Source organism: Paenibacillus sp. FSL P4-0113 (assembly GCF_038009305.1).
Lineage (GTDB): Bacteria > Bacillota > Bacilli > Paenibacillales > Paenibacillaceae > Paenibacillus > Paenibacillus polymyxa_D.
The window spans coordinates 3,466,832-3,491,500 of record NZ_JBBPAZ010000001.1; the positions used below are offsets into that span (position 1 = coordinate 3,466,832).

24 protein-coding genes are annotated in these 24,669 nt (G+C 45.4%); 14 read left to right on the forward strand and 10 right to left on the reverse strand.

The features are described from left to right. Position 1 precedes the first annotated feature (1 nt). The 3 genes from MKX46_RS14860 (at position 2) to MKX46_RS14870 (ending at position 3,275) form a co-directional block, all read left to right on the forward strand. Positions 2-763 carry an ABC transporter ATP-binding protein gene (locus MKX46_RS14860; protein ID WP_069012292.1) on the forward strand — a complete coding sequence of 254 codons (762 nt, stop codon included), beginning with the start codon at positions 2-4 and terminating at the stop codon, positions 761-763. After that, positions 753-2,693 carry an ABC transporter permease gene (locus MKX46_RS14865; RefSeq protein WP_029518851.1) on the forward strand — a complete coding sequence of 647 codons (1,941 nt, stop codon included), beginning with the start codon at positions 753-755 and terminating at the stop codon, positions 2,691-2,693. Before MKX46_RS14860 ends, MKX46_RS14865 begins: the two co-directional genes overlap by 11 nt. A gap of 198 nt (positions 2,694-2,891) precedes the next feature. Next, entirely contained in the window at positions 2,892-3,275 is a 384-nt protein-coding gene (locus MKX46_RS14870) for a hypothetical protein (protein WP_069012294.1), read from the forward strand. 32 nt (positions 3,276-3,307) lie between these two features. Here MKX46_RS14870 and MKX46_RS14875 read toward each other — a convergent pair whose 3' ends face one another. Both MKX46_RS14875 and MKX46_RS14880 read right to left on the reverse strand, forming a co-directional pair. After that, a complete protein-coding gene (locus MKX46_RS14875; protein WP_029518853.1) occupies positions 3,308-4,282 on the reverse strand; it encodes an aldo/keto reductase family protein in 975 nt (324 codons plus the stop codon). Positions 4,283-4,443: 161 nt separating this feature from the next. After that, on the reverse strand, positions 4,444-5,406 hold the full coding sequence (locus MKX46_RS14880) for a radical SAM protein (RefSeq protein WP_069012296.1): 963 nt from the start codon (positions 5,404-5,406) through the stop codon (positions 4,444-4,446). 314 nt (positions 5,407-5,720) lie between these two features. On the opposite strand from MKX46_RS14880, the gene MKX46_RS14885 reads away from it, so the two are divergent. From MKX46_RS14885 to MKX46_RS14900, 4 genes are all read left to right on the forward strand, one after another. Next, on the forward strand, positions 5,721-6,359 hold the full coding sequence (locus MKX46_RS14885) for a histidine phosphatase family protein (protein ID WP_340933724.1): 639 nt from the start codon (positions 5,721-5,723) through the stop codon (positions 6,357-6,359). A 96-nt stretch (positions 6,360-6,455) separates the two neighbouring features. Further along, positions 6,456-6,932, forward strand: coding sequence for a DsrE/DsrF/DrsH-like family protein (locus MKX46_RS14890; RefSeq protein WP_029518856.1), 477 nt, complete (start codon positions 6,456-6,458; stop codon positions 6,930-6,932). A 134-nt stretch (positions 6,933-7,066) separates the two neighbouring features. Beyond that, positions 7,067-8,575, forward strand: a complete 1,509-nt coding sequence (locus tag MKX46_RS14895) for an aminotransferase class V-fold PLP-dependent enzyme (RefSeq protein WP_341071410.1) — start codon at positions 7,067-7,069, stop codon at positions 8,573-8,575. Between the two features lie 82 nt (positions 8,576-8,657). Further along, positions 8,658-9,167, forward strand: coding sequence for a DUF1036 domain-containing protein (locus MKX46_RS14900; RefSeq protein ID WP_029518858.1), 510 nt, complete (start codon positions 8,658-8,660; stop codon positions 9,165-9,167). Between the two features lie 107 nt (positions 9,168-9,274). Here MKX46_RS14900 and MKX46_RS14905 read toward each other — a convergent pair whose 3' ends face one another. Continuing rightward, positions 9,275-10,327 carry an LLM class flavin-dependent oxidoreductase gene (locus MKX46_RS14905; RefSeq protein WP_069012299.1) on the reverse strand — a complete coding sequence of 351 codons (1,053 nt, stop codon included), beginning with the start codon at positions 10,325-10,327 and terminating at the stop codon, positions 9,275-9,277. A 251-nt stretch (positions 10,328-10,578) separates the two neighbouring features. On the opposite strand from MKX46_RS14905, the gene MKX46_RS14910 reads away from it, so the two are divergent. Next, complete coding sequence (locus MKX46_RS14910) at positions 10,579-11,334, forward strand: AIM24 family protein (protein ID WP_029518860.1); 756 nt, start codon at positions 10,579-10,581, stop codon at positions 11,332-11,334. Positions 11,335-11,375: 41 nt separating this feature from the next. On the opposite strand, the gene MKX46_RS14915 is transcribed toward MKX46_RS14910, so the two are convergent. Beyond that, complete coding sequence (locus MKX46_RS14915; RefSeq protein WP_029518861.1) at positions 11,376-11,717, reverse strand: zinc ribbon domain-containing protein YjdM; 342 nt, start codon at positions 11,715-11,717, stop codon at positions 11,376-11,378. A gap of 262 nt (positions 11,718-11,979) precedes the next feature. Then, the gene (locus MKX46_RS14920; protein WP_029518862.1) at positions 11,980-12,846 is read right to left on the reverse strand and encodes an SDR family oxidoreductase; all 867 of its coding nucleotides are present in this window, start codon (positions 12,844-12,846) and stop codon (positions 11,980-11,982) included. Between the two features lie 137 nt (positions 12,847-12,983). On the opposite strand from MKX46_RS14920, the gene MKX46_RS14925 reads away from it, so the two are divergent. Then, positions 12,984-13,868, forward strand: coding sequence for a diacylglycerol/lipid kinase family protein (locus MKX46_RS14925; protein ID WP_049817066.1), 885 nt, complete (start codon positions 12,984-12,986; stop codon positions 13,866-13,868). 24 nt (positions 13,869-13,892) lie between these two features. On the opposite strand, the gene MKX46_RS14930 is transcribed toward MKX46_RS14925, so the two are convergent. Beyond that, positions 13,893-14,435, reverse strand: coding sequence for a hypothetical protein (locus MKX46_RS14930; RefSeq protein ID WP_023991046.1), 543 nt, complete (start codon positions 14,433-14,435; stop codon positions 13,893-13,895). Positions 14,436-14,530: 95 nt separating this feature from the next. Between MKX46_RS14930 and MKX46_RS14935 the strand changes: the two genes are divergently transcribed. Further along, a complete protein-coding gene (locus MKX46_RS14935) occupies positions 14,531-15,445 on the forward strand; it encodes a phosphatidate cytidylyltransferase (protein WP_029518863.1) in 915 nt (304 codons plus the stop codon). Positions 15,446-15,561: 116 nt separating this feature from the next. Continuing rightward, entirely contained in the window at positions 15,562-15,909 is a 348-nt protein-coding gene (locus MKX46_RS14940; RefSeq protein WP_029518864.1) for a DUF3243 domain-containing protein, read from the forward strand. Positions 15,910-15,984: 75 nt separating this feature from the next. Here the strand turns inward: MKX46_RS14940 and pdxR are convergent, their stop codons facing one another. Beyond that, entirely contained in the window at positions 15,985-17,358 is a 1,374-nt protein-coding gene (gene pdxR / locus MKX46_RS14945) for a MocR-like pyridoxine biosynthesis transcription factor PdxR (RefSeq protein WP_029518865.1), read from the reverse strand. Between the two features lie 107 nt (positions 17,359-17,465). Between pdxR and MKX46_RS14950 the strand changes: the two genes are divergently transcribed. Then, the gene (locus MKX46_RS14950; RefSeq protein ID WP_029518866.1) at positions 17,466-18,365 is read left to right on the forward strand and encodes a DMT family transporter; all 900 of its coding nucleotides are present in this window, start codon (positions 17,466-17,468) and stop codon (positions 18,363-18,365) included. Positions 18,366-18,452: 87 nt separating this feature from the next. On the opposite strand, the gene MKX46_RS14955 is transcribed toward MKX46_RS14950, so the two are convergent. Further along, entirely contained in the window at positions 18,453-20,459 is a 2,007-nt protein-coding gene (locus MKX46_RS14955) for a PTS fructose transporter subunit IIABC (RefSeq protein WP_029518867.1), read from the reverse strand. A gap of 169 nt (positions 20,460-20,628) precedes the next feature. Continuing rightward, positions 20,629-22,581: a BglG family transcription antiterminator gene (locus MKX46_RS14960; RefSeq protein ID WP_029518868.1), complete on the reverse strand. Its 1,953-nt coding sequence runs from the start codon at positions 22,579-22,581 to the stop codon at positions 20,629-20,631. A 150-nt stretch (positions 22,582-22,731) separates the two neighbouring features. On the opposite strand from MKX46_RS14960, the gene MKX46_RS14965 reads away from it, so the two are divergent. Both MKX46_RS14965 and MKX46_RS14970 read left to right on the forward strand, forming a co-directional pair. Next, the gene (locus MKX46_RS14965; RefSeq protein WP_341071411.1) at positions 22,732-23,460 is read left to right on the forward strand and encodes an SDR family oxidoreductase; all 729 of its coding nucleotides are present in this window, start codon (positions 22,732-22,734) and stop codon (positions 23,458-23,460) included. Then, positions 23,454-23,924 (forward strand): MerR family transcriptional regulator, encoded by a 471-nt coding sequence (locus MKX46_RS14970; RefSeq protein ID WP_239645250.1) that lies wholly within the window; start codon positions 23,454-23,456, stop codon positions 23,922-23,924. Before MKX46_RS14965 ends, MKX46_RS14970 begins: the two co-directional genes overlap by 7 nt. A gap of 103 nt (positions 23,925-24,027) precedes the next feature. On the opposite strand, the gene MKX46_RS14975 is transcribed toward MKX46_RS14970, so the two are convergent. Continuing rightward, positions 24,028-24,582 (reverse strand): GNAT family N-acetyltransferase, encoded by a 555-nt coding sequence (locus MKX46_RS14975; RefSeq protein ID WP_340887125.1) that lies wholly within the window; start codon positions 24,580-24,582, stop codon positions 24,028-24,030. Positions 24,583-24,669 lie beyond the last annotated feature (87 nt).

Consider the following 24,669-nt stretch of genomic DNA (forward strand, 5'->3'; position numbering starts at 1 on the left):
AGTGAACATTTTAGAAGCTCATAAAATCCGTAAAAGCTACGGTAATAAGTTCAATATGCAGGAGGTTTTGAAGGGAATAGATATCCTTATTGAAGAAGGGGAATTTGTCAGTATTATGGGAGCCTCCGGTTCAGGTAAAACCACATTGCTGAATGTTCTTTCCTCTATTGATAAAGTGAGCCAAGGTTCCATTAGAATCAATGATATCGAAATGACGAAAATGAAAGAAAAGCAACTGGCTGAATTTCGAAAAGAGCATTTAGGCTTTATTTTTCAGGAGTATAATCTGCTGGATACGCTAACGGTGAAGGAGAACATCCTCTTACCGTTATCCATCACCAAAACGCCTAAGAAAGAAGCCAACCGAAGATTTCAGGAAGTGGCTACAGAATTGGGGATTTATGAGTTGAAAGATAAGTATCCCAATGAAATTTCGGGTGGACAGAAACAGCGTACATCAGCGGCCAGAGCGTTTATTCATGAGCCCAGTATTATTTTTGCCGATGAACCTACGGGTGCACTGGATTCCAAGTCGGCTTCCGATTTATTAAACAAGCTGGGCCAGTTGAACCAAAAACGCAAAGCAACCATTATTATGGTCACGCATGATCCTGTCGCTGCCAGCCATTGCAGTCGGGTTATTTTTATTAAGGATGGGCAAATGTATACGCAGCTTCACAAAGGCGAGCAGGAAAGACAAAGCTTCTTCCAGGATATCATGAAAACCCAAGGGGTCTTAGGCGGGGTCCAATATGAACATTAATCTGCTCATTCTAAAAAATTTGAAAAAAAACCTGAAAAATTATTACCTTTATGTTTTTGCCCTCATTTTCAGTGTTGCACTCTATTTCGCTTTTGTCACACTACAGTACGATCCCTCCATGGACGAAGTGAAGGGGTCTGTTAAAGGTGCAGCTTCCATACGGGCAGCTTCCATTTTACTGGTCGCTATTGTCTGCATTTTTCTTATGTATGCCAATAATATTTTTATAAAAAGACGAAGCAAAGAAATTGGCCTATTTCAATTGATCGGAATGACTAAAAGTAAAATTTTTCGCATCCTGAGTGCTGAAAACCTAATTTTATACTTTAGTTCCCTCTTCATTGGGATTGGGGTTGGATTCTCCTTTTCCAAATTAGTGATTATGATTTTATTTAAGACGACGGGCGTCGAAGCCATTGCCACTCTATATTTCTCTAACCAAGCACTGACTCAAACACTCATCGTTTTTGTTGTCATCTACCTGCTGATCATGCTCATGAATTATTCTTTTATCAAAAGACAAAGTATTTTGTCCTTGTTCAGAGTGACCTCAACCACCGAAGGGAAAATCAAGAAAATATCGATCTTTGAGATGATCATCGGGATCATTGGCATCTCTCTCATCGCTTTAGGTTACTATGTTTCCTCCAAATTATTTGGTGGAGACTTTACATCCATAAATGAATTGTTTATGGCTATGGTGTTTATTTTGGGCACTGTCATCATCGGAACACTCCTTTTTTATAAAGGATCTATCCGCTTTATTTCCAATATCATCAGAAAGAGTAAAGGCGGCTATTTGAACATTAATGAGGTGCTATCTCTCTCATCCATTATGTTCCGCATGAAGTCCAATGCTTTGTTGTTGACCATTATTACGACAGTATCAGCACTTGCCATCGGTTTACTTTCCTTAAGCTATATCGCCTATTATTCTGCGGATCAAGCAGCTGAGGACAATGTACCTTCCCATTTTGCCATGACGAATGTACCGGATGCGGAGAAATTCAAAGCGTTACTTCATGAGCATGATATAAAGTATCGTGAAAAGAAAATTGAAGTGATTCAAGTCAGTGTGAAGACAGCGCAAATTATGGAGACTCCTATGGAACAATTAAATGATGGTACGGATTCCATGACACTGCCTGTCGTAAGCGACCAATCTGTGGAGGGTACGGATGTAACTCCAGGCCAAACGGTTTTAACGGGCTATAATGATATGTTACAGAAATTCATGTCCTTGAAAGACTTTGGCCCCTTGGATTTGAAGGGGAAAACAGAAGTCATACCTCAACAATATGTGGGTCTAAAAAAGGATTATGTCATTCCCTACTATTTTGCAGCCGGGGGAGTACCCACTGTCATTGTAGACGAAACCATCTTTGAGCGGTTAAAGAAAGATGTAAATCCTGAGATTCAAAAGAAATCATCCTTATATATTGGAATTGATATGATAAATGCAGAACAGATTGAAGAAGCCAATCGTCTCTTTGCAGCTGCGAATTTTAATGATCAACAAACATCCCGCCTTGAAATGAGCAGCAATCAGAAGCGGAACATGGGAGTGATCATGTTTGTAGTTGGCTTTTTGGGACTCACCTTTCTCATTACATCAGGCTGTATCCTTTACTTTAAGCAAATGGATGAGAGCGAAGATGAAAAAGCCAATTATACGGTGTTAAGAAAGTTAGGGTTCACCCAAAGTGACCTGCTTCGAGGCATTAAAATAAAACAGCTCTTTAACTTCGGCATTCCATTAGTGATTGGCCTATCACATAGCTATTTCGCCGTCCAATCCGGCTGGTTCTTGTTTGGAACCGAAATTTGGATGCCTATGATTATCGTTATGGTGCTGTACACCGCCTTATATTCCATTTTCGGGATACTATCCATCCTGTATTATAAAAAGGTCATTAAATCAGCATTATAATCGGCAAAAAGCAAAAAAGCCCCAGGCGAAAGTGCTGGGGCTTTTCCAAATATTTGAGCATTTTCGTTCCTACATGTACAATAAAATAACTATCATCGTAACCCCAAAGGGGGAGAGCTTATTTTATTATTAATCATCAATGGCATCGGCATCGTGGCCAATATCATACTCGGTTCCTTTATAGGCGCAGCTATTTTTATGGGAATCGTTTTTTTCCTGATTGGCTTGCCTGAGTTTAAAAAATCGCCGAAACTTACGAAAAAGGCTAAAAAAGATATCGCCTATATTATGTCCACATTGTTAACCCTTGTTGTATTCATGGTTATCGTTTTCTGGAATATCCGTGCCTCAGGTGATTTGATGCTAGCAGGTCCGCTAACACCGCAAATGAAGTTTCACTGGGGACAAAAGGTGTTGATGCTAGGGTTACTGGAGGGCTTATGGTCTGTCATCACCCTAAAATGGCTATTACCCATCTTTTTTGATCCGCTGGATCTCAGTAAGAAGCAAATCCTCGTTCTAGTGAGCGGGATTGTATTTAGTGTGGGTTCAGGAATTTATGCCATACTTGGAGCTAGTTAATGGTTCGCCTCTACAGAGGCTCGTGTGAATGCTTAACGCAAAGGTTCAAAACCCTCTGCTTGCTTAAGAATCCGCTCAATTTCCGCGCATGTCTCCGGTTGCAGCGTCACTTCGACTGCTTTTACATTTTCCTCAATTTGTGCCGGTTTAGTAGCCCCAATAAGTGCAGCGCTGATACCCGGTTCTCTCAGAATCCAAGCAAGCGCGAGCTGTGACAGGGTAACACCCAAATTCTTCGCCAGCTTATCCAGCTCCTGGACACAGTTCAGAACGGTATCGTTCATGTAACTGCTGATGACATTATTGACAGAGGCATCAGCCCCGCGGCTACCCGTCGGTAAAGGTTGTCCAGGCTTGTATTTCCCCGTGAGGACCCCTTGGGCCAGAGGCGAAAATACAATTTGGCCGATGCCTACCTGCCCGGATACCGGAAGTACCTCATGCTCGATGTAACGTTCGAACATATTATAGATCGGCTGATTGGCAATCAGCGGGCGCAGATTCAGCCTTTTTCCAATCCCATAAGCATCCATGAGCTGGGCAGCACTCCATTCGCTGACAGCAGCGTACAGAATCTTACCCTGAGCCTGAAGGTCATCGAGCGCTCGCAGCGTCTCTTCCAAAGGAGTGTCCGGATCATAACGATGACAAAAGTACATGTCGATATAATCCGTACCCAGACGCTTCAGACTCGCTTCACATTGCTCCATAATGTGCTTGCGTGACAGTCCCCTGTCATTGGGACCGGAATCCATAGGAAAGTACACCTTGGTAGATAATACATAGCTATCTCTTCGATAGGACTTCAAAGCAGCTCCCATAGCCTTTTCGCCTTCTCCCCGGTTATACGCGTTCGCGGTATCAAAGAAATTAATCCCGAGTTCAAAGGCTTTGGCAATACAGGTATGAGCTGCTTCCTGCTCGGCGGCTGTACCGTACGTCAACCAGCTCCCCAAGCCGATTTCACTAATTTTAAGACCACTGTTGCCTACATTTCTATATTTCATATCTACTCCTTCTTTCATAAGAGAATTATATTTTTATATTTTAACATGTAAACCCTTTCATTAAAATCATTGATAAAGGATTCATGGAGTTACATGAAGGATATCTACCACCCTGACTGTTAGGGTGGTAGATGCTTTAGTTTCACAATTTCAAATCATGTCTACTTGCTTCCTACAGGAAAAAGCGCATCATATGCAGGACAAGGCAGTTTGTCGAGAAACTCCTGAAGCTGCTTCGGTTTATTTTTGTAAATATCCTTTAAGGATGTTCCATCATAAATATTGCCGATGACCACAGGATGGCATAGCTCACAGATCAGAATGTCCCCGTTCCCGTGCAGATGGAGCTGTTTTTTACCATCAACACAATTGGAAAAATACACACCCGGCTGCTCCTGAAAGCCCAGCGCTTCTGCAAAACGATCCATGCAGGTAAAATACAATACAGTATCATCTTTTTTATGTGCAATCAGGTCATGAACGGAACGAACGAGCGCTTCCTTGGTGGAAATAGCGTTCCAGTTGGTATGATCCATCACAATGCTGTTTTGGATTTCATGGATGCGCACACCGAGATCATATACCATTTCGCTAATAGCTGGCATGTTGTTTTGTGTCTCCGCAAACAGCAACGTCTCCAACACCGTTTCCAGCTTGGCCTCGGTACATAACCGGATATTTTGAACAATTTTCTCATACATGCGAGGATGAACATGATAATAGGCTGCATATTTATCAGCATCCGTGAAGTTGAAGGAGATATGAATGTTGGAAAGACCTGCATCACGCAGTTTCTCAATTCGTTCAGGGCTGAGCAAGCTGGCATTGGTGTTGAGCTGGGTAGCGATTCCTTTGCTCGAACAGTGAGCCACAATGTCCAGACAATCCTCATACTTCAGGGTCACTTCTCCCCCGGACAGTCGCACACGTTTTAACGTTGGAATGTCATCAATAATATCAATGACCTCTTTGCTGCTAATGCATTGCCCATCGTTCCGCTGATATGCGCAGCAGTAATCACACTTGAAGTTGCAATTAGAGGTGACCCCGACTTCCAGTCCCTCCAGCTCGTAGATGCCCGGCTTTTCCAGTTCAAGTGCTTTATATTTGTTCTCTATACTCACTTTCTCATGATCCTCCCGATCTCAGGCTTGTGTCTTGAATTCCCCTTGAGATTATACAGAATGGGACGGTTTGTAGATATGACATTGGTAACGGCGAACCGTTGCATAAGTAGCGTCATGTTTTGGGTAGGGAACTGCAGAAAAAGCGCAGAAAAGGATTGGAAGCATATTGTTAAATAGTAAAAAACTCAATGTTAGAGGGTTACAACCGCCTAGCCTATGGAAACAGTAACTTATACTATTCCCCGTTTTTTTCTTCCCTCAATACATATACTATATCTCAAAATTGTATTCTTAGGGGGAGAGATGCGAAGATGAAAAGGTTAGTTTATGCATGCATGCTTTCTTTACTTCTTATGACTCCGATACAAATCGTGGGAGCAGCTATAAATACAGCGGAAGCTAGACCAGTTAAACCAGAGTTACTAAGTTCTCTTCGTCAGGGTGGATACATTCTGTTCGTTAGGCACGGTGAAGCAACGCTAGGAGAAGATCAACCTAATCTCGTCTTAGGCGATTGCTCACTCCAAAGGAATCTTTCCGAGGAAGGTAAAAGACAAGCCTTACTTTTTGGGGAAAGGATAAAGAGCTTACAAATCCCCATTCAAACCCCAGTTATAGCAAGTCCCTTTTGTCGAACAAGGGAAACGGCAGAATTAGCTTTTGGAGCAGAAAATGTTCATGTAGATCCCTTCTGGGTTAGAATTTACAATCTAAGTGGTGATGTAACCGCAGCAGAGAAGGAAAGTACATTAGCCGAACTGACTTCTGTGTTAGAGAAAGTTCCACCTTCTGGGACCAACAAAGTTATCATTGCTCACAGTTTCCCTCAAGGCATTGGTTTGGGCGAGATTCCGAACTTGGGTACTGTAGTTGTGAAGCCAAGAGGACAGGGAAACGGTTTTGATATTGTAGACAGGATATCTTTTGCTGAGTTGTCGACTGTGCCGTGAGAAAAATTTGCGGCTTCAGACAACACAGTGAACCATGCATAGTTTTCATTTCCAAATCCATACTGAATATATCTGTTGGTAATGGAGGCGGGAATTGTGGATAAAAGGATGAATCTGCTTATGTTCAGCGGCGATTATGATAAGGCAATGGCTGGACTGATTCTGGCAAATACAGCGCGGGAATTGGATGTGGATGTGACGATGTTTTTTGCGTTCTGGGGATTATCACTGGTTCGTGATCCCGAGAAGATGACGCTTGAGGATAAGACGATTTACGAGAAACTCATGGACTTGATGACGCCCAAAGGGCCTGAATCCTTACCGCTGTCCCATATGAATTTTAGTGGTCTGGGCAAACTGATGCTAACGGAAATGTTGGAAGACAATGAAGCCCCAAAGCTGATCCACTTCCTAAAAGGTGCCCGGAAGAAAAACGTCAAATTTTATGCCTGTAAGCTATCGGTGGATATTATGGGTTTTAAACCGGAAGAATTTATACCTGAACTGGAAATTATCGAGGCCAAAACGTATCTAAAAGATGCGCTCGAATCCGATATGCAGTTGTTTATATAGGATAGACTTGCGCCTTATCCGGCTGTTGGATGAGGCTTTTATTGTGACTAAATGATGACACTCGCCTATTTTTTTTAACCCATTCGGACCTACTTACGTACCCTAAGAAGACAGAACGACTTGGGAGGCGCCGTATGCTCATGGCTCGAATTGGAAGCAGTAATTGTAGGTATCAGCCTTCTAACGAGGCTTATTTCCAAAGGTATCGCGAAAGTACAATCGGATATCACCAGACCTTTGAATCTCCATATGGGCAAAAAAAGCTGATTTATGCGGATTGGGCAGCCAGTGGCCGTCTGTATGGACCCATCGAGTCGAAAATAGCTCATGAATTAGGCCCTTTTGTGGCGAATACGCATACGGAGTCTAATTTGACAGGAACTCTGATGACCCAAGCCTATGAAGAAGCGAAACAAATCATTAAGGGCCACGTTCATGCCAATGAACGTGATATCATCCTGTTCGCCGGGTCAGGTATGACAGGTGCAGTGAATAAGCTTCAGCGGCTATTAGGATTGAAAATACATGAAAAATTAAAGCCCCTCTACCCCATCGCCAAAAAAGAGCGCCCCGTTATTTTCGTTACACATATGGAGCATCATTCCAATCATATTTCCTGGGCAGAAACCGTTGGAGACGTTGTATGTCTTCCTCCGGGTCCCGGCGGGATTGTCGATCCAACTCATCTCGAACGACTGCTGCTTCAATTCCGGCATCGCCCTGTCAAAATCGGCGCCTTTACCGCCTGCTCTAATGTTACAGGGTTCGAAGTACCGATTTACCAGCTATCTCGCAAAATGCACGAACATGGCGGCGTTTGTTTCATTGATTTTTCAGCAAGCGCACCTTATGCCGAGATTAACATGCACCCCACAGATCCTCTCGAGAAACTGGACGGGATTGTATTTTCACCCCACAAATTTCTTGGGGGTCCCGGTACAAGCGGCGTTTTAATTATGGATTCGAGACTATGCCTTAGTTGTGCTCCGGATCAGCCCGGAGGGGGTACAGTTAGCTGGACCAATCCTTGGGGTGGATACGAGTATAAAGATAATACTGAAGCCCGTGAGGATGGAGGAACCCCTGCCTTTATACAGGCCGTTCGAACGGCGCTCTGCATTCGGCTGAAAGAACAAATGGGATACAACCGCATGTTGGAGCGAAAAAAGGAACTGACATCATTATTACTAAAAAGCTTGAGTACCATACCAGGACTACACATTTTAGGAGGAAGCAGCCAAGAACGAATGGGAATCGTTTCTTTCGTTGTCGGTCCTATTCACTATAACCTGATCGTAAAACTATTGAATGATCGGTTTGGTATTCAGGTCCGGGGCGGCTGCTCTTGTGCAGGCCCCTACGGACATTATTTGCTGGGCATCGACCCCCAAACGTCTAAACAAATGACAGACCTGATCGATGCAGGAGACTTATCTCGAAAACCGGGCTGGGTGCGTCTGTCGCTCCATCCCATGATGACGAATCAGGAAGTCTCCTATATCGCCTCTTCCATACGGGCAATCGTAGAAAACATCGTGACCTGGCAAAAAGATTATACCTATCAACCAGAATCAAACGAATGGAGATCTATAAATGAACATAACAAAATAGACATCAGCAAATGGTTCAATTTTAGCGATTAAGAGACTCGTGTCCGTTCCCTTCTTTCAAAACTCTCATAGAATACTCTGTAGGATTACTATATGAGGAAAGAAGTGACGACAAATGGGTCTCAATTTTCGCAACAGTACCAATGCGGCTATCTTTGTGGTCTTTGCCTATCCGGACTTCAGCTGTACTCCTGTTAACTATTCTAAAGCAGGCTGGTACCGTGTTAACCCTGGACAGACTATTCAGGTTTGGAGCGGCTTCGCAGGAGGGAATACGTTCTTTTATTACGCTGAAGATGATTTTGGACGCGAATGGCGGGGTTCATATTTCACTCAAGTTCCTGAGAATGCCTTCAATTGGTGCTGGGATACAGGTTGTACCACTTGTAGAAGCGTGGGACTGCGGAGAATCGCAGTTAGTCCATTCGTCTTGGACTACACCATCAACTTTGTAACAAGCAGCAGTCAAAGAAAACCTGCATCATCCACACTCCGCATGACATTGCCTTCCAAGGCAATCCAAGAGAAACCTATCCTGCGCAGAGTCCCTGCTAAACCTAAGAGACTAAAACAAGGTAAAACCCTGTTGCAAAAGCGCATCACGCATAAAAAACGGACAAAATAAAAAATGATCTGATCAGCTCATATATAGATTATTTTAGAGTTAAGAAAGGAGCGGCCATATCGCTCATGGTCTGCCCCTTTCTCCTTTGTCTACTGAGATCAATCCACCTATTTACTCTCGGATTCCCACTTGGATATCTCTTCACGAACCCGTGGTGCTACCTCTGTTCCCAATAGCTCAATAGCTCTCATGACATCGTCATGCGGCATCGTACCGACGGGCACGTGCAACAGAAAACGTGTAATGCCTACCTGTTTACGGAGATGAATGATTTTCTTGGCAACCGTGTCTGAATCACCTACATATAACGCTCCTTCAAAGCTGCGTGCGGCATCGAAGCTGGAGCGAGTGTAAGGGCCCCAACCGCGTTCACGCCCAAGCACATTCATGCTCTGCTGAGTGGAAGGGAAGAACTTATCCGCTGCCAGCTCAGTAGTCTCTGCGATAAAACCATGTGAGTGTGATGCAACCGGAAGCAGCGATGCATCATGACCGGCATGCCTCGCGGCTTTTTTATATAGTTCCACCAACGGGGCAAACTGTACAGGGCTACCCCCGATAATCGCCAGAACCAATGGCAAACCGAGCAATCCTGCACGAACCACAGATTCCTGATTCCCCCCACTCCCAATCCATACGGGCAACGGATTTTGAACTGGACGCGGATACACGCCCAAATTGTGAATTGCAGGCCGATGTCCGCCCTTCCAGGTGACTTTCTCGGATTCTCGGATTTTCAATAACAGCTCCAGTTTTTCATCAAATAACTCATCGTAGTTATCCAAATCATACCCAAATAACGGGAACGATTCGATAAAAGAGCCCCGGCCTGCCATAATCTCAGCTCGTCCATTCGAAATGCCGTCCAGTGTAGCAAAATCCTGAAACACACGTACGGGATCATCCGATGAAAGTACCGTAACTGCACTGGTTAACCGAATCCGTTGGGTCTGTGCAGCAGCAGCAGCGAGGATAACAGCAGGTGCAGATGCTGCATAATCTTTACGATGATGCTCCCCGACGCCGTACACATCCAGCCCTACCTGATCTGCAAGCACAATCTCCTCGACCACTTCACGTATTCGTTGTGCGTGACTGATAACCTCCCCCGTTTGGGGATCCGGCGTTGTTTCTACAAACGTGCTTATCCCTATCTCCACTTGCTCTACCCCCTATTTTCATGTTTCATTCTCATTCGGCTGCTTTCGAAGCCAATCATTTTAAAAACCGATATCTTTATATTGAACCTTTTTCGCATCTTTTTCAAGCTCTCCTTTTCTGAGTCTGAAAATCAGCCAAGGGAAGTGTCAAGATTCGCCGCAGGAAAAGAAGTCTCTTTGTCGAATATTGTATGGAACAAAGAAGTTTCCCATCCCCACACCATGAATACAACAAGGAGGCACTTACATTTATGGCTTTTGTTATTAATAATTTAAAGGATAACAGCAATGTTGCTATCACTGACCAATTAGGCGGATTTACGGTACTGGAATACATAACAGATTTGAGCTGCACCTCGGTTGCGGCTGCGCAAGACAATTACTATATGAGCAAAAGTAACATGCGCCGCAAGCAACTCATGATCGAAATCAACAATAGTGAGATTATGATGAAGGCGGGAGCCATGCAATATACTGTGGGTAGCATGGAAATGACTACCGGTGTAAAAGGCGTGGGAGGCTTAATGCGAAACTTGGTGTCCGGCGCTGTAACAGGGACAGGTGCCATTAAACCGCACTATAAAGGCACGGGTACCATTATGCTGGAGCCTACCTACCAATATATTTGGCTTATTGATGTCGACAATGATGATATTGCCATCGAAGACGGCTTGTTTTTGGCTTGTGACACGACGCTGGACATATCCGTCGTTGCACGTAGTAATCTTTCCTCTGCCGCACTGGGTGGAGAAGGGTTATTTAATTTAAGCGCCCGCGGAAAAGGGGTTCTGGCACTTCAAGCGCCAATCCCTTCCGAGGAAGCGGTCGTTATAGAATTGCAAAATGATGTGCTGAAGGTGGATGGTAACTTTGCCCTCATGTGGTCCAATACCTTACAGTTCACCGTCGAAAAATCTGGAAAAACCAAAATGGGCTCGGCTGCTTCCGGCGAAGGGCTGGTAAATGTGTACAGGGGAACAGGAACCGTATGGTTAGCGCCCTTATAAACAAAAAAAGGAGAAGCCCTCGGCTTCTCCTTTCTTACATTTTAATTCTTTTTTACAAACTCCGATTTTAGCTTCATTGCTCCAAAACCATCAATTTTGCAGTCAATATCGTGATCGCCATCCACCAGACGGATGTTTTTTACTTTGGTGCCAATTTTTAAGACGGATGAGCTTCCCTTCACTTTAAGGTCTTTAATGACAGTTACAGAGTCACCATCCTGTAGGATGTTACCATTCGCATCTTTGACGATCTTAATGTCTTCACTGCTTACCGCTTCTGACTCGGTAGACCACTCATGAGCGCATTCCGGACAAATGAAAAGACTGCGATCCTCATAAGTGTACTCTGAATTACATTCAGGACAATTTGGTAAATTAGACATGGTATTATGTACTCCATTCATTTTCAAATTCTACTGCTGTGCTAAGCTTCCCTGGATAGACCAAGCTTGCTCCAAGTCTTCCTTGGAGTTCCCTACAAGTATATTGGATAATCCGTCACGATTCCACTCATGGATGAAACTAATCTGAGTATTGTTGCACCTCATATGTAAGCGTTCTGTCTGCTGAAAATGTCCATAGGTGAACATATAACTAAAAACGGATGTTGCCTAGGTAGGCAGCATCCGTTTTACGGCACGTTTATTATGCTTGGATTTGCTTGATTAGTTCACTAATTCCTTGGCTAAGCGGTGTAAGGGAGCGTTTCAACAGCTTTTCAAAATCGCTGCTTACGACATCCAAGGCTCCTTCACGAATCGCTTGTTGAATACCGACCACAATAGGGATTGCACCTTCCGGGACTCCCGCACCGAGCATAACCTCGGCATACGTAGCATCATCCACCTGCTGTACAGGAACATCTTTGCCTAGAACCTCAGCCAGTATCGCTGCAAACTCTTCTTGGGTAATCGGCTTACCGGAGAGCTCATATATTGTATTCTCATGCCCTTCGCCAGACAAAACGGTTGCAGCTGCTTGCGCATAATCTGCGCGGGTAGCCCAACCTACTTTACCGGTCCCTGCCGAGGTAAGCCAAGGAGCCCCCGCGAGTACGGATTGGATCGTGCCTGCCTCATTCTCCAGGTACCAATTATTACGCAAGAAGGAGTAAGGAATACCTGACTCGCGAATGAACTCCTCCGTGATGCGATGTACGGGTGCAAGGAATAGAGTACTGTCAGCGGCATTGGCGGCGCTAGTATAGGCGATGAAGCCTACTCCAGCACGTACAGCAGCATCAACAGCCGCTTTATGCTGACGGATTCTAGTATCATTATCCCCGTCTGCGGATATAATCAGCAATCGGTCTACTCCAGCAAACGCCTGATCCAGCGTCTCCGGTTTATCAAAGTCGCCATGACGAACATCAACGCCACGAGACCGTAAGTTCTCTGCTTTTTCTGGATTTCTTACACTAACAATAAGATCGTTTGTGGAGACAGATGTAAGCAACGTATCTACCACGATGGAACCCAATTGCCCCGTTGCTCCTGTTAATGCGATTTTCATTTGAAATCCTCCATTCAGATTGTATTTACTTTTATATAGTAACTAAAATATAACGCATGTCTAATCTAGAGTCTAAAGGTCTGCTTTTCGGGTAAGAGTTGGTACAACAAACTCTCCCCAGAGAAAGGAACATGTATATGAAAAAAGCTATGGTCATTGTAAATCCCTCTTCCGGCAAAGAGGAATCTCTCCAACATGTCAGAAACGTAGAAGAAATTCTACGTGATCAAGGATACGTTGTTACGGTTAAAGAAACGGCAAAGGAACTGGACGCCACCCGTTTTTGCGTTAATGCGTGTGAGGAAGCTTGTGACCTAGTCGTTTCCATCGGCGGGGATGGCACACTTCACGAAACCATCAACGGTTTCATTGATCAAGACCATCGCCCAAGACTGGGGATCATCCCCCTTGGGACAGTCAATGATTTTGCCCGTGCCTTGCAAATTCCGCTAAGTCCCGAGCTGGCGATCCGTATACTGACTTCTGCCCGCGTGAAAAACGTAGATATGGGCCTCTTAAACGGCCGAATGTTTGCCAATGTTGTTGCCACAGGTTCGCTTGCTGAATCACTATCAGCTGTATCATCAGACGATAAGTCCATGTTTGGCACATTTGCCTACTTCAAAGAAGGCATGAAAGAGCTTATCGGCCATCCTGCCCACTCACTTATCGTCCGCTATGATGACAAAACCTGGGAAGGTGAATCCCCACTCTTTTTGGCTGCTTTAACCAATTCAGTCGGCGGTTTCGAGAAACTGGCGCCCGATGCGGCTGTTGACGATGGTCTGCTTCACTGCTTTATTTTCAAAAACCTTAATATATTGAACACCGTGACGGCCAGCATATCCTTATTTTTAGGTAACCTGAAGGATCATAGTGATATTATTTACTTTACCGCAAAGCATGTAAGTGTCAGCTCCGCAGAACCGATCAGTACGAATGTAGATGGCGAGGAAGGGCCGTCTTTGCCTATCGACCTTGGTATTTTACCGCGTCATATTGAGGTAATTGTGCCGGAATAGGTCTAAGTTATGCGGTGCTGATCCTCAAGCTTGAGGATCATACTCGCTCAATTTCCCCTCGTAGATCAAATGGAATCGATCACTTTGCCGAAAATCGTCTGGCGTAACAAGAGCGGGCAGCTTGTTCCATATTTTTATGCCGGATCGCTGTAAAATTTCCGCAACGAATTGCGAACAAAAATAAGAATTGCTGAACTCGACTGGTTCTTTGAGTGCAATACCAATCAAACCCAGTAAGTTATACATATATTTTTGACGACTTCGGATAAATACATGTAAAACTCGCTTCATTTTTTCAACTTCACGGTCGGTTACTTGAAGCTCGTAGATAACACATGTTGTATTCGGAAATCTGCTGTATGTACCTGTCTTAATATCCTCTTTCACGAAACCACCATCCAGAGGGTTATTAGGGGTCTTTCTCCCGAAGCTGTATAACTCCGAAAGTTCCCGGTTGAAGGAAATGGAGGCGTGATTATATGGCGCTCTCGTATAGCTTTTAATGACTCTCGTAAGAAACGTTCCCGTATTCGTAAGCAAGATAAAGACGGATTGATCTGCTACCATTTACGAAATTTCCCCTTATCAAGTTTGAATTATTCCTTCATAATAACATAGGAACCCTAATGGAACCCTATTTCGTGATAAGTTGGTGAGTGGTAATGGACAGTTCGCTATTTACGTTAATCCTTATTTTTACAGCCTTATTGGTCATCCATCTGATTTACATAGTAGTAGTCAAAACACAGCCAGACAAAGACTATGCAGCTATTGGGCTTCGCATCAAGACATGGTGGGGTATGTTCTTTATCTTTTGCTTGGCAACTCTTTTCAATCCGATCGTTTCACTGCTTTCCCTGATGGCACTCACCTTTTTTGCGCTAAAAGAATACTTTTCCATGATTAGATCCAGAAAAGCTGATCGCAGATTGTTTCTATGGGCGTACTTGGCGATTCCCGTACAATTTTACTGGATTTATATCGGGTGGTACGGAATGTTTATTGTCTTTATTCCTATCTATGTATTCTTACTGCTACCGCTCCCACGATTGATCAACAAAGGAACGGTTGGATTTCTGCGCAGTGTCAGCTCGACCCAGTGGGGACTCATGCTAATGGTTTTCGGGTTGAGTCATCTGGCCTATTTTCAGTTTGCTACGCCGCAATACGGAGCGAAACTTGTACTTTTTCTAGTGGTACTAACGCAGCTCAATGATGTCGTACACTATCTTGCATCACTTTATTTCGGAAAGCGGAAAATCGTCCCGACGTCCAATCCCAATATAACTTGGGAAGGCTTTGCACTCGCTTTTCCCGTAACTATAGCGGCTTCCTATTTCATCTATCCCTATCTGACGCCGTTTGACCTGAAATTTGGAATTATTTTCGGCATGCTGATCAGCTTGAGCGGTTTCTTCGGCAGCTTAACGGTTTCCGTGCTAAAGCGGGATTTATTAATCGGCGATGATGACAAGTTCGATGCTTTGAAAAAAAGCTACTTAAGTCGGGTGGATAGCTTGACCTACACCTCGCCCGTTTTTTTTCACGTGATCCGTTATTTTTTTGACTTTATGTAGCGATTACCTCCGCAATACTCCGCTTCTCATCGGTTTCATTTTGGTTAGCCGGGGTAAGTACTACCGTACCGTAAGCAGTCCTTATCCTAGAAAACGATCTTGAGGAGGCGTTAGAAATGGCAGAGCATAATCATGCTGTGAATAAGGAAGGCGAAGTGGCCTTGAACAAGGTAGATGACGTATTAAATCGGATAGACGACAGCAAAAAGGATGACATTCTGGGCAGCTTTGATTCATTCAAAAGTTATTTGAGCGACAAGATTGAAATGGCTCAAAATATTGGTTTGAATGAAGAATTGATCGCAAAAGCAGCTGAGAAGATAGCTGGATATCTGGCAGCCAAAGAAGAACCGCGAAATCGCGAGGAGAAGCTCCTCCAGGAGCTGTGGAAAGCGGGGGACAAGGAGCAGCAGCATGCGCTTGCCCATATGCTAGTACGCGTGGCTCAAACCTCGTATGAATAGTGATGATGGAACACAATATCTTGCTATGAAAAGGGCAGCCTATCCTCACCTAAGGATAGGCTGCTTTCGCGTTTACTACCGTTGCAGTGCGTTCCTGATTCTGCGAACCCCTTCACGAATTTCATTTTCCTTTAGATGCCCATAGCCCATGAGCAGCCGGTTCCCTTCAAGCTGTGCCGCAAATACATTTTGACTATGGAGACATTTCGGCAAATCCTCTCGGAACGGGAACTGAAACTCTGCTACCAAATGTAAACCCGCCGATCGGCCACACACCCGATATTGCCCTGTAAAATGCTGCTCAAGGCTATCAAGCAGGACTTGACGACGCTTGGCATACACTTTCTTCATCTTATGTACATGTTTATGAAGGAGTCGCTTCCTGATAAACCGACTCAACACAATTTGCTCCAGGCTCGCCGTCTGGTAATCCGCCAGTTGCTTTAAACGGATAAAATCAGCGACTCGTGACGAGGGAAGAACAATATAGCCGATCCTCAGCGCGGGGAATAATATTTTGCTAAACGTCCCGACATATAGCACCCGTTCTGGGTCCAGACTCTGCAAGGAGTGGACGGGCGCCCCGTCATACCGGAACTCACTGTCATAATCATCTTCGAGCAGAAGACATCCTGTCCGGGCTGCATACTGAATTAGCTCGATCCGCCTTTGGATCGGCAAGATACCCCCCAGCGGGAACTGGTGCGAGGGTGTCAGATATGCCAGTTTGGGGTGTTTCTTTTGTGGCAGATCGGCTGTTATAACTCCCGAATCATCAACAGTCATACTCCGCAGTGTGGCTCCTGTGGCCGCCAGAATGCTTTTTAAATCTTCATTTGTCGGTTCCTCTACCAGGGCTTCATCTCCAGCTGACAGTAACAGACGGGTGACAAGCTGAATCGCTTGTACTGCTCCGCTAGTGATTACAATATGTTCCGGGCTGACTTTCACTCCTCTGGTGTGACTCAAATAGTCGGCTAGCTCCCTGCGTAACTCAGGCTCTCCAGCAGGATCGCCATAACCTAGTGCCAGATCAGGAGCCTCTTTGCATACGCTCTGAAGCAAGTCAGCCCATGATTTGCGCGGAAATAATTCCAATGCAGGAAGGCCTGTCCGGAAGGAAATTACTGACATCTCATTTGAATATGCAGATTCCACTGCAGACGCAGACGCCTCGATAGGCGGTGCGGATACATAACCTGGAAGGACGGCCCCTTCGGCTACATAAGTTCCTGAACCTGAGCGCGCAATGGCTAAGCCTTCGGCTAGCAGCATTTCATAAGCTTCGAGGATAACATTCCGGGAAACGTTCAACTGTAAGGCCAGCACCCGGGTCGAAGGAAGTTTATACCCTGCATTCAGTTCTCCAGCTAAAATACGGTCCCGTATTGCTTGATATACCTGACGCAGCATCGGAACTGTCACATTCTTATCGATAGATAACCACATAGCTACCCCCCAAGCGGTACTGTCGAAAACCTCTTCAACTGGATCTACAAGTGCCCAGTTTCTATTGCTACAGTATATATCAATATCTGTACAAGAGGTGAGATAAAATGAACAAACCAACCTTTTCGACTTACATGGAGTTAGTGATCGCCACTTCCATTGTCGGCAGTTCTGTGGTAGTCGGCAAACTGGTCGTGATGCAGCTGCCTGTTTTTTTATCGCAATCTGCCAGTCTGGCTGTTGCCCTTCTGTTCTTGGTACCCATTGTATTCATCAAGAAGTATTCATTAAGGATCAGCAAACGGGATGCCTTAATCCTGTTCATTCAAGCACTGGTCGGCATGTTTCTCTTCCGTGTCCTAATGCTGTACGGGCTGGCCTACGCCTCTGCTTCCGAAAGCGGAATTTTAACTAGCTTAACCCCAGCTATTGTTGTACTTCTTTCGTATGTGCTGCTGAGAGAAAAGATTACGCTCCGCCCCGGACTAGGGATTGCCTGTTCACTGCTCGGTGTTTTGGCACTACAAGCACCTCACATATCGGCGCTCTGGTTCAATGCTCCTAACGCAACCTCGTTCATTGGCCTGCTGCTTGTTCTGTCTGCTGTGTTCGGAGAAGCGGCACTGACAGTGTTACGCAAGATGCTATCCAGCCATGTCTCTTCCCTGCTTGGAACCATGTATATAACACTCTTTTCATTCCTCATGTTCCTGGCTTGTTCCTTTGTGGAGGCCCAACAGTTCAACTTTAACCACGTTGGTGTAGGGGAGATTGGGCTAGTCTTATATTATGGTATCTTTGTCACCGCATTAGGCTACGTATTATGGTTTAGGGGTGTATCAAGAGTACCGGCTAGTACAGCAGCTGTATACACGGGTTGTATTCCCGTCAGCACACTGCTGCTGTCCTATATCATCCTCCGTGAATCCTTCTCATTTGCTCATCTGGCTGGTGCAGGCTTTGTATTTCTCGGCATCATACTTATATCACGCGGTGAACGCCGCTGACTCACGCAAAGACCTTCTCAAAAAAAAGGCTCCCGGCTGAAACTTCGGGAGCCTCTTTTCTTTATTTTAGGTTCTTATCGCATTGAATTAATGCACCTGATCCAGCAATTGATATGCTTCTTCCTTCGTAGTAACTGCCAGAAGCGCCTCTCTGAAATGATCGTCCATCAGCTTACGCGATAACATTTGCAGCACTTTCAGATGCGCATTTTCCTTGCTGTTGCGCGGTACGGCAATCATAAAGATCAGTTTTGCTTCACTTCCGTCTGCACTATTCCAGTCAACACCGCCTTGCTTGATGCCAAATACCACGCTTGGCTTCAGGACAGCTTCCGATTTGCCATGAGGAATGGCAATATTCATTCCAATGCCTGTTGATCCTTCTTCCTCTCTGGCTAATATCGCCTGTTTGAAATCACTGGCAGAGCTTACAGCTCCAGTTCTCTCAAGTGCTCCGATCATTTCATCAACCACAGCATCTCGTGTCGTTCCTTCCAGATCCAAATTAATCAGATCCATCGTTACAATATCCGTCAGTTTCTCAATGTGAATGCCTTGCGAAGACACGGCTGGCCCGTTACTTGTGACAGTTGTTGAAACTGATGACTCCGCAACGGCCGTTGTAGTAATCGCAGATTGTCCAGCTCCTGCGGTAGAATGTCCAGGCATCGCTTCCCCAGCAGCATCCGGAGTTACAGTTGCTGCAATATCTTTTTTCAGCAAGCTCACCAGGACAACCGATACGGCTACGCCGACAATAACGGCAATGAAGAACATAAGCACATGGTCCACTGCACCAAGTACAGCTACAATCGGTCCACCGTGAGCTACCTTATCACCTACATTTCCCAACATGGCGATGACAGAACCGACCATGGACCCTACCATAATACTGGGAATAACACGCAGTGGATCTTGCGCCGCGAATGGAATCGCACCTTCGGTAATCCCGAACAACCCCATCGTGAATGTTGCCTTCCCGGCCTCGCGTTCCGCAGGTGCAAATTTACGTTTGTTGATCATCGCTGCAAGTCCCATCCCAATCGGCGGAATACAAATCGCAACGGCGATTGGCCCCATAATTTCATAATTCCCTTCGCCGATCATGGCCGAACCGAATAAGAAAGCAACTTTGTTCACAGGGCCGCCCATATCAAAGGAGATCATCGCACCTAGAATCAATGCTAGTAGAATTGAACTTGTACCTTGCATACCTGCAAGCCAGCCCGTTAAAGCTTCAAACAATTGTGCGACTGGAGCACCAATCACAAAGACAAAGATTAATCCAACAATTAACGATGCCAATACAGGGATAATAATAATAGGCATGATCGGCTGTAACGCTCGCCCAACCTTCATTTTCCGAATACCCAGTGCAACATAACCCGCCAGAAAACCAGCGATAATCCCGCCGATAAATCCGGCCCCCGCCTCACTTCCATAAAAACTGCCGTTCGCAGCAATGAATCCGCCAACCATACCCGGTGCAAGCCCCGGTCTATCCGCAATACTCATTGCGATAAATCCGGCGAGGATCGGTATCATAAAGGTAAACGAAGCTGAGCCGATATCCTGAACCGTCTTCCAAAATGAACCGTCCGGTATAACCAGACCGCCTGGTGTCTTCTCACCGCCAATCGTCAACGCAATGGCAATGAGCAATCCCCCAATGACGATGAAGGGTACCATATAGGACACACCGTTCATCAAGTGTCGGTAGATGGGATTTTGTTTCGGTTTGTTCTCCTGTGAGCTACCTTCGGCAGTACGTGACTCTGCTTGGTGCACAGGTACATTCCCCTTCATCACCCGCTGGATCAATTCTTCTGGACGGCGAATGCCATCCTGTACGCCAACGACCAGCAGTTTCTTACCGACGAAGCGGTCTTTAACCACCGTTTTATCCGCTGCAATAATAATGCCATCTGCCTCACGGATATCCTGCTCGGTCAGTTGATTTTCAACTCCAATGGAGCCTTGCGTCTCGACCTTCATTTCGATGCCCAGCTTTGCTGCTGCCTTTTGCAGATTCTCAGCTGCCATATACGTATGTGCAATTCCGTTAGGACATGAGGTAATCGCTAATATCTTCATAGTCATTCCCCTTCTCTCTGTTGTTTCCGCTTACATTGATAGTATAAACGCCTATCTTGCTGTTATCGGACGAACTTTTTACCGGAACTTTCGGAAAAACGGAATTATACCGACAAAAAGCAGGACTTATCTATAAGTCCTGCTCCAGAGTACAGCTTTTGATTTTAGTTTATCCCTTCATTCTCCCTAATAATCTCATCGCATCGGTCTCCTTAGATAAGGCATGAACCAAAGCAGGTTGCTCACTGATCAGGGACAATTCCTTGAATAACTGGCGCATCTCTTCCCGCCCATCCTGTTTAACCGCAAGCAAGAACACAAGCTCTACTTTCTCGGTCCCCCAGGTAAGCGGCTGCTTCAAGGTAGCGATTACAATAGAGGACTGCCTTATCCACTCAGAACCGCCATGCGGGATGGCTATGCCTCCCCCAATCGTCGTAGCCGACATTTTTTCTCGCGCCAGTACGCTGTCCACATAACCGGGCTCCACATATCCTTTGTCCTCCAGTATTTGCGCCAGCTTGGAGATCAATTGTTCCGGATGCTGCACTTCCTGCTGGGGAAAGACCAAAAAAGGTGTTGTATATTTAAAAAATACCGATTCTTCTGCTGCCCTATGTTCCGGCTCATCCAGTCGTCGGATCACTTGCTCCAGTCGACGTTCGTCCTTGGCATCCAGCAAGGGAGAGACGAGAATGTGCGGAATGTTCATCTCTGGGAGATCTACAGTGGTAATGACGAGATCCACCTCCTGGGCTGCCAGATAGTCCTGGACTTCTGCTTTGGAAAGGGTGGTCTCCACATGTACAGCCGGAAATTTACGTTCCACCTTGGTGCGCAGCAGTTGGGACATACCGATGCCCATGTGACACACGATAATGGCTCTCTGGGGATGACTCTCTTTCCGGTGCAATCGCTCCACAGAAGCCTGAAAATGCAGCGTTAAATACGCCGCTTCCTCCTCGGGGAATGATAGCCGGACCCATCTCCCCACCTCTTCCAGCGTAATAATAACTCGGTCGAACATGTAGGGGTACATCTTCTTGATCTCGGCCAGCATAGGATTGGACACGGTCAACCCATATTGAAGACGGTTCAGGGTCGTATATAAATGGACATTCAACCCTTTCAGCAACATCTTGTCCTTGGAAAAGGCAATCATATTCAGCTCGGACATCCGCCGGACTAACTGCTCAATCAACTCAGGCAAAAGCGGGTGGCTATCTGCCAGCTCACCTTGTTTTCCTGTTCTTTCCTCCTGCTGGTAACGGAACTTCCCGCTAAGCAGGTGCAGAGTTAAATACGCTGTCTCTTCCTTGGAAAAAGGCACGGCAAACAACTTTTGCAACTGCTGCAAAAAAGACATAGCCCATGTAAATTCGCGTCTCTCCTGCAAAAAGGCAATGTCCTGCTTGGAGAGGGAAATGGGTTGTCCCATCTTGGTTCGTTTGACCATTAAGAGGATATGCAGCATTAGAGCTTCGAAAGCTTCGTCAGTAAAGCTGAGCTCATTGCGTTTTTGCAATGCTTTTAATTCATGATTTATGGTTGTAATCTCGTGCGATTCAAACTGTTTGCGCATCAACTGTCCTGTTAACTCAGGACTGTCAATCAGCTGGTTCATCCGCGCCAAAGCGATGCGCTTATTTTTCTCAGAGCCTAGGATGGTCAAGCCTACGCGCTGCTTGGTAATTAAGGCCAGATCAAAGCTGTGTAGCCAGCCATCAATCTTCTCCATATCTCTACGAATTACCGTCTTGTTCACATAATACTGTGAAGCTAGATCCTGGATGGTCACAGGCTTGGCATTCATCAAGAGCCGATAGGCGAGATGCAGTACCCTTTCCTCATCCGACTCATGTTGGGCCGTACTCTCGTCCGCATACAGTCGATGGAACAATTCATTCTGATCCGCTTCACCCATCTCCAGATAAATGCCGCGTCCCGGCCTTCTCACCAGATTGGCATCAGAATGCTTGACGATATAATCTTCAATTACTTTCAGATCGTTGCGGATCGTCTTTTCAGAGCAGTCGGTCAGATCCGCCAGATCCTGCGCTAACCACAACCGGTCCGGTTCAGTTAACAACATGCGTAAAATTTCCATTTGCCTTTTATTCATTCCATTCTCCCATCTTCCAAGTTAAAGAATGTCCACGGCATTTCGAGCTATATTTTTGCTGGTTTTGTGTTGACTTTAAGTATACTCCAAGTAGTACATTTAAAGCATGGTGGCCGCCAAATTCAAGAATAATGAAAAGAGGAATCACTCATGACCATTGGAAAAACAGTTCTTATTACTGGGGCCAACAAAGGCATCGGGTATGAAACAGCCAGACAATTGGGGGGTATGGGTTATACAATCCTGATTGGCTCACGGAATGAGCAGAGCGGCCGGGAAGCGGTGGCTAAGTTGGCTAATGAGGGAGTAAAAGCCCGATTGATTTTGTTAGACGTGACGAATCACAGTACGATTGATTCCGCAGTCCAACAGATCAAACAAGAATTCGGTTCCCTTGATGTACTCATCAACAATGCCGGTATATCTTTGGGAGGAGCCACTCCTCCAAGTCAGTTCTCTTTAGACGATTTAAGAGAAACGTATGCAACGAACTTTTTCGGTTTGGTCGCGGTGACGCAAGCCATGCTGCCTTTATTGCAAGAATCTCCATGCGGTAGAATCGTTAATTTGTCGAGTGGCCTTGGTTCGTTAACCTATAATAGCGATCCTGAGCATGAGCATGCACAATTTAATTTGCTTGCCTACAATAGCAGCAAAGCAGCGGTTAATATGTTCACCGTCACCCTTGCCAAAGAATTCAAAGACTCACCTCTCAAAATTAATTCGGCTGACCCTGGCTTTACCGCCACTGACTTAAACGGCTTTACAGGACCGGGTTCGGTACAACAGGCTGCTGCTGTCGTTGTACGTTTAGCCGCTTTAAATAATGACGGGCCGTCAGGAGGATTTTTCGACTCGAATGGAGAAGTGCCTTGGTAATCGTTACAGTGAAGGAGTGGGGTACTTTGCAGGAAATTCCGGAGACGATAACCTCTATTCGTCAAGCTGCAGAACTAACAGGTTTAACAGAGGATACCATACGCTATTACGAGCGAATTGGCTTGCTGCCTTATGCAGAACGAAAGGCTAACGGACACAGGTTCTACAGTAGAGATCAGATTCTGGGGATTATCTTTCTAACCCGATTAAAAGCCACTGGAATGACCATAGAGGAAATGAAGCATTATCGAGAACTTTCGATGCAAGGCAACAGCACCATTCCGATTAGACACTCCTTACTTGAAAAACATAATCAGAAGATTCAACAAGAAATCTCCAGACTTATGGAGACCCAAAAAATTATTAAATATAAGCTCAGCCATTATCGCGACCTCTCTACCAATCCTGATCTTAGCGACACGAATTGTAACCCTACAACACCCAGCACCAATCCCCTTCTTTAAGGGGTTTTTTATTGCTTTATCCAAAAAGAAGGTCGATCATGTTGTACAATGATCAACCTTCTTCCTATCCATGCTCCCCTGCTTGATTCACCTACATCTATCATTACTGAGAACGATTGATATACTCTGATTTGACCAACGCGCACATGTAAAGATCATCATATTTCCCGGACGTAAATTCATATTGGGAGAGGAGCCCTTCCTGCCGAAAGCCTGCTTTTTCGAGCAAACGCAAGGATTGTGCATTCTCTGGCTCTACTAGCGCCTGAATGCGGTTCAATGAGAGGGTATTAAACCCATAGTCGATTACAGCTGCAAGTACCTCCAACATTAACCCTTGGCCCCAATAGTCTCTGGACAATTCATAGCCCATTTCTGCCCGGTGATGACGTTGGTCCCAGTTATGAAACCCGCAAGAACCGATGATTTTACCTTCATTCGTTTGAAGAGCCCAGCGTATTCCCTGATCTGTCTCAAAAATCCGATCATACCAACTGATCTCATCCAGTACATCCTGTTCAGACTCAAACGGGCTCAGTCCATAAAACTTCATAACCTGCTCATCTGAAAAGTATTCCAACATGTCCTTGCTGTCCGTCGCTACCATTTTTCGTAATACGAGACGTTCGGTCGTTATAACCGGAAACTCACCTTTCACATTCTCACCTCTTGCTGCCTTGTTCGCTTTTGCCAGCTCTTCTTGCATACCCATACCTCCCGAGTCTATCGTTACTTTCTTCTTCCA

Bases quoted from the DNA above. Each gene is read 5' to 3' on its own strand.
- MKX46_RS14940 (WP_029518864.1), top strand. From the start codon at position 15,562: ATGGCAGAGCATAATCATGCTGTGAATAAGGAAGGCGAAGTGGCCTTG.
- MKX46_RS14950 (WP_029518866.1), top strand. From the start codon at position 17,466: ATGAACAAACCAACCTTTTCGACTTACATGGAGTTAGTGATCGCCACT.
- MKX46_RS14900 (WP_029518858.1), top strand. From the start codon at position 8,658: ATGGGTCTCAATTTTCGCAACAGTACCAATGCGGCTATCTTTGTGGTC.
- pdxR (WP_029518865.1), bottom strand. From the start codon at position 17,358: ATGTGGTTATCTATCGATAAGAATGTGACAGTTCCGATGCTGCGTCAG.
- MKX46_RS14895 (WP_341071410.1), top strand. From the start codon at position 7,067: ATGCTCATGGCTCGAATTGGAAGCAGTAATTGTAGGTATCAGCCTTCT.
- MKX46_RS14910 (WP_029518860.1), top strand. From the start codon at position 10,579: ATGGCTTTTGTTATTAATAATTTAAAGGATAACAGCAATGTTGCTATC.
- MKX46_RS14965 (WP_341071411.1), top strand. From the start codon at position 22,732: ATGACCATTGGAAAAACAGTTCTTATTACTGGGGCCAACAAAGGCATC.
- MKX46_RS14925 (WP_049817066.1), top strand. From the start codon at position 12,984: ATGAAAAAAGCTATGGTCATTGTAAATCCCTCTTCCGGCAAAGAGGAA.
- MKX46_RS14935 (WP_029518863.1), top strand. From the start codon at position 14,531: ATGGACAGTTCGCTATTTACGTTAATCCTTATTTTTACAGCCTTATTG.
- MKX46_RS14930 (WP_023991046.1), bottom strand. From the start codon at position 14,435: ATGGTAGCAGATCAATCCGTCTTTATCTTGCTTACGAATACGGGAACG.
- MKX46_RS14920 (WP_029518862.1), bottom strand. From the start codon at position 12,846: ATGAAAATCGCATTAACAGGAGCAACGGGGCAATTGGGTTCCATCGTG.
- MKX46_RS14960 (WP_029518868.1), bottom strand. From the start codon at position 22,581: ATGAATAAAAGGCAAATGGAAATTTTACGCATGTTGTTAACTGAACCG.
- MKX46_RS14915 (WP_029518861.1), bottom strand. From the start codon at position 11,717: ATGTCTAATTTACCAAATTGTCCTGAATGTAATTCAGAGTACACTTAT.
- MKX46_RS14885 (WP_340933724.1), top strand. From the start codon at position 5,721: ATGAAAAGGTTAGTTTATGCATGCATGCTTTCTTTACTTCTTATGACT.
- MKX46_RS14870 (WP_069012294.1), top strand. From the start codon at position 2,892: ATGGGAATCGTTTTTTTCCTGATTGGCTTGCCTGAGTTTAAAAAATCG.
- MKX46_RS14875 (WP_029518853.1), bottom strand. From the start codon at position 4,282: ATGAAATATAGAAATGTAGGCAACAGTGGTCTTAAAATTAGTGAAATC.
- MKX46_RS14865 (WP_029518851.1), top strand. From the start codon at position 753: ATGAACATTAATCTGCTCATTCTAAAAAATTTGAAAAAAAACCTGAAA.
- MKX46_RS14955 (WP_029518867.1), bottom strand. From the start codon at position 20,459: ATGAAGATATTAGCGATTACCTCATGTCCTAACGGAATTGCACATACG.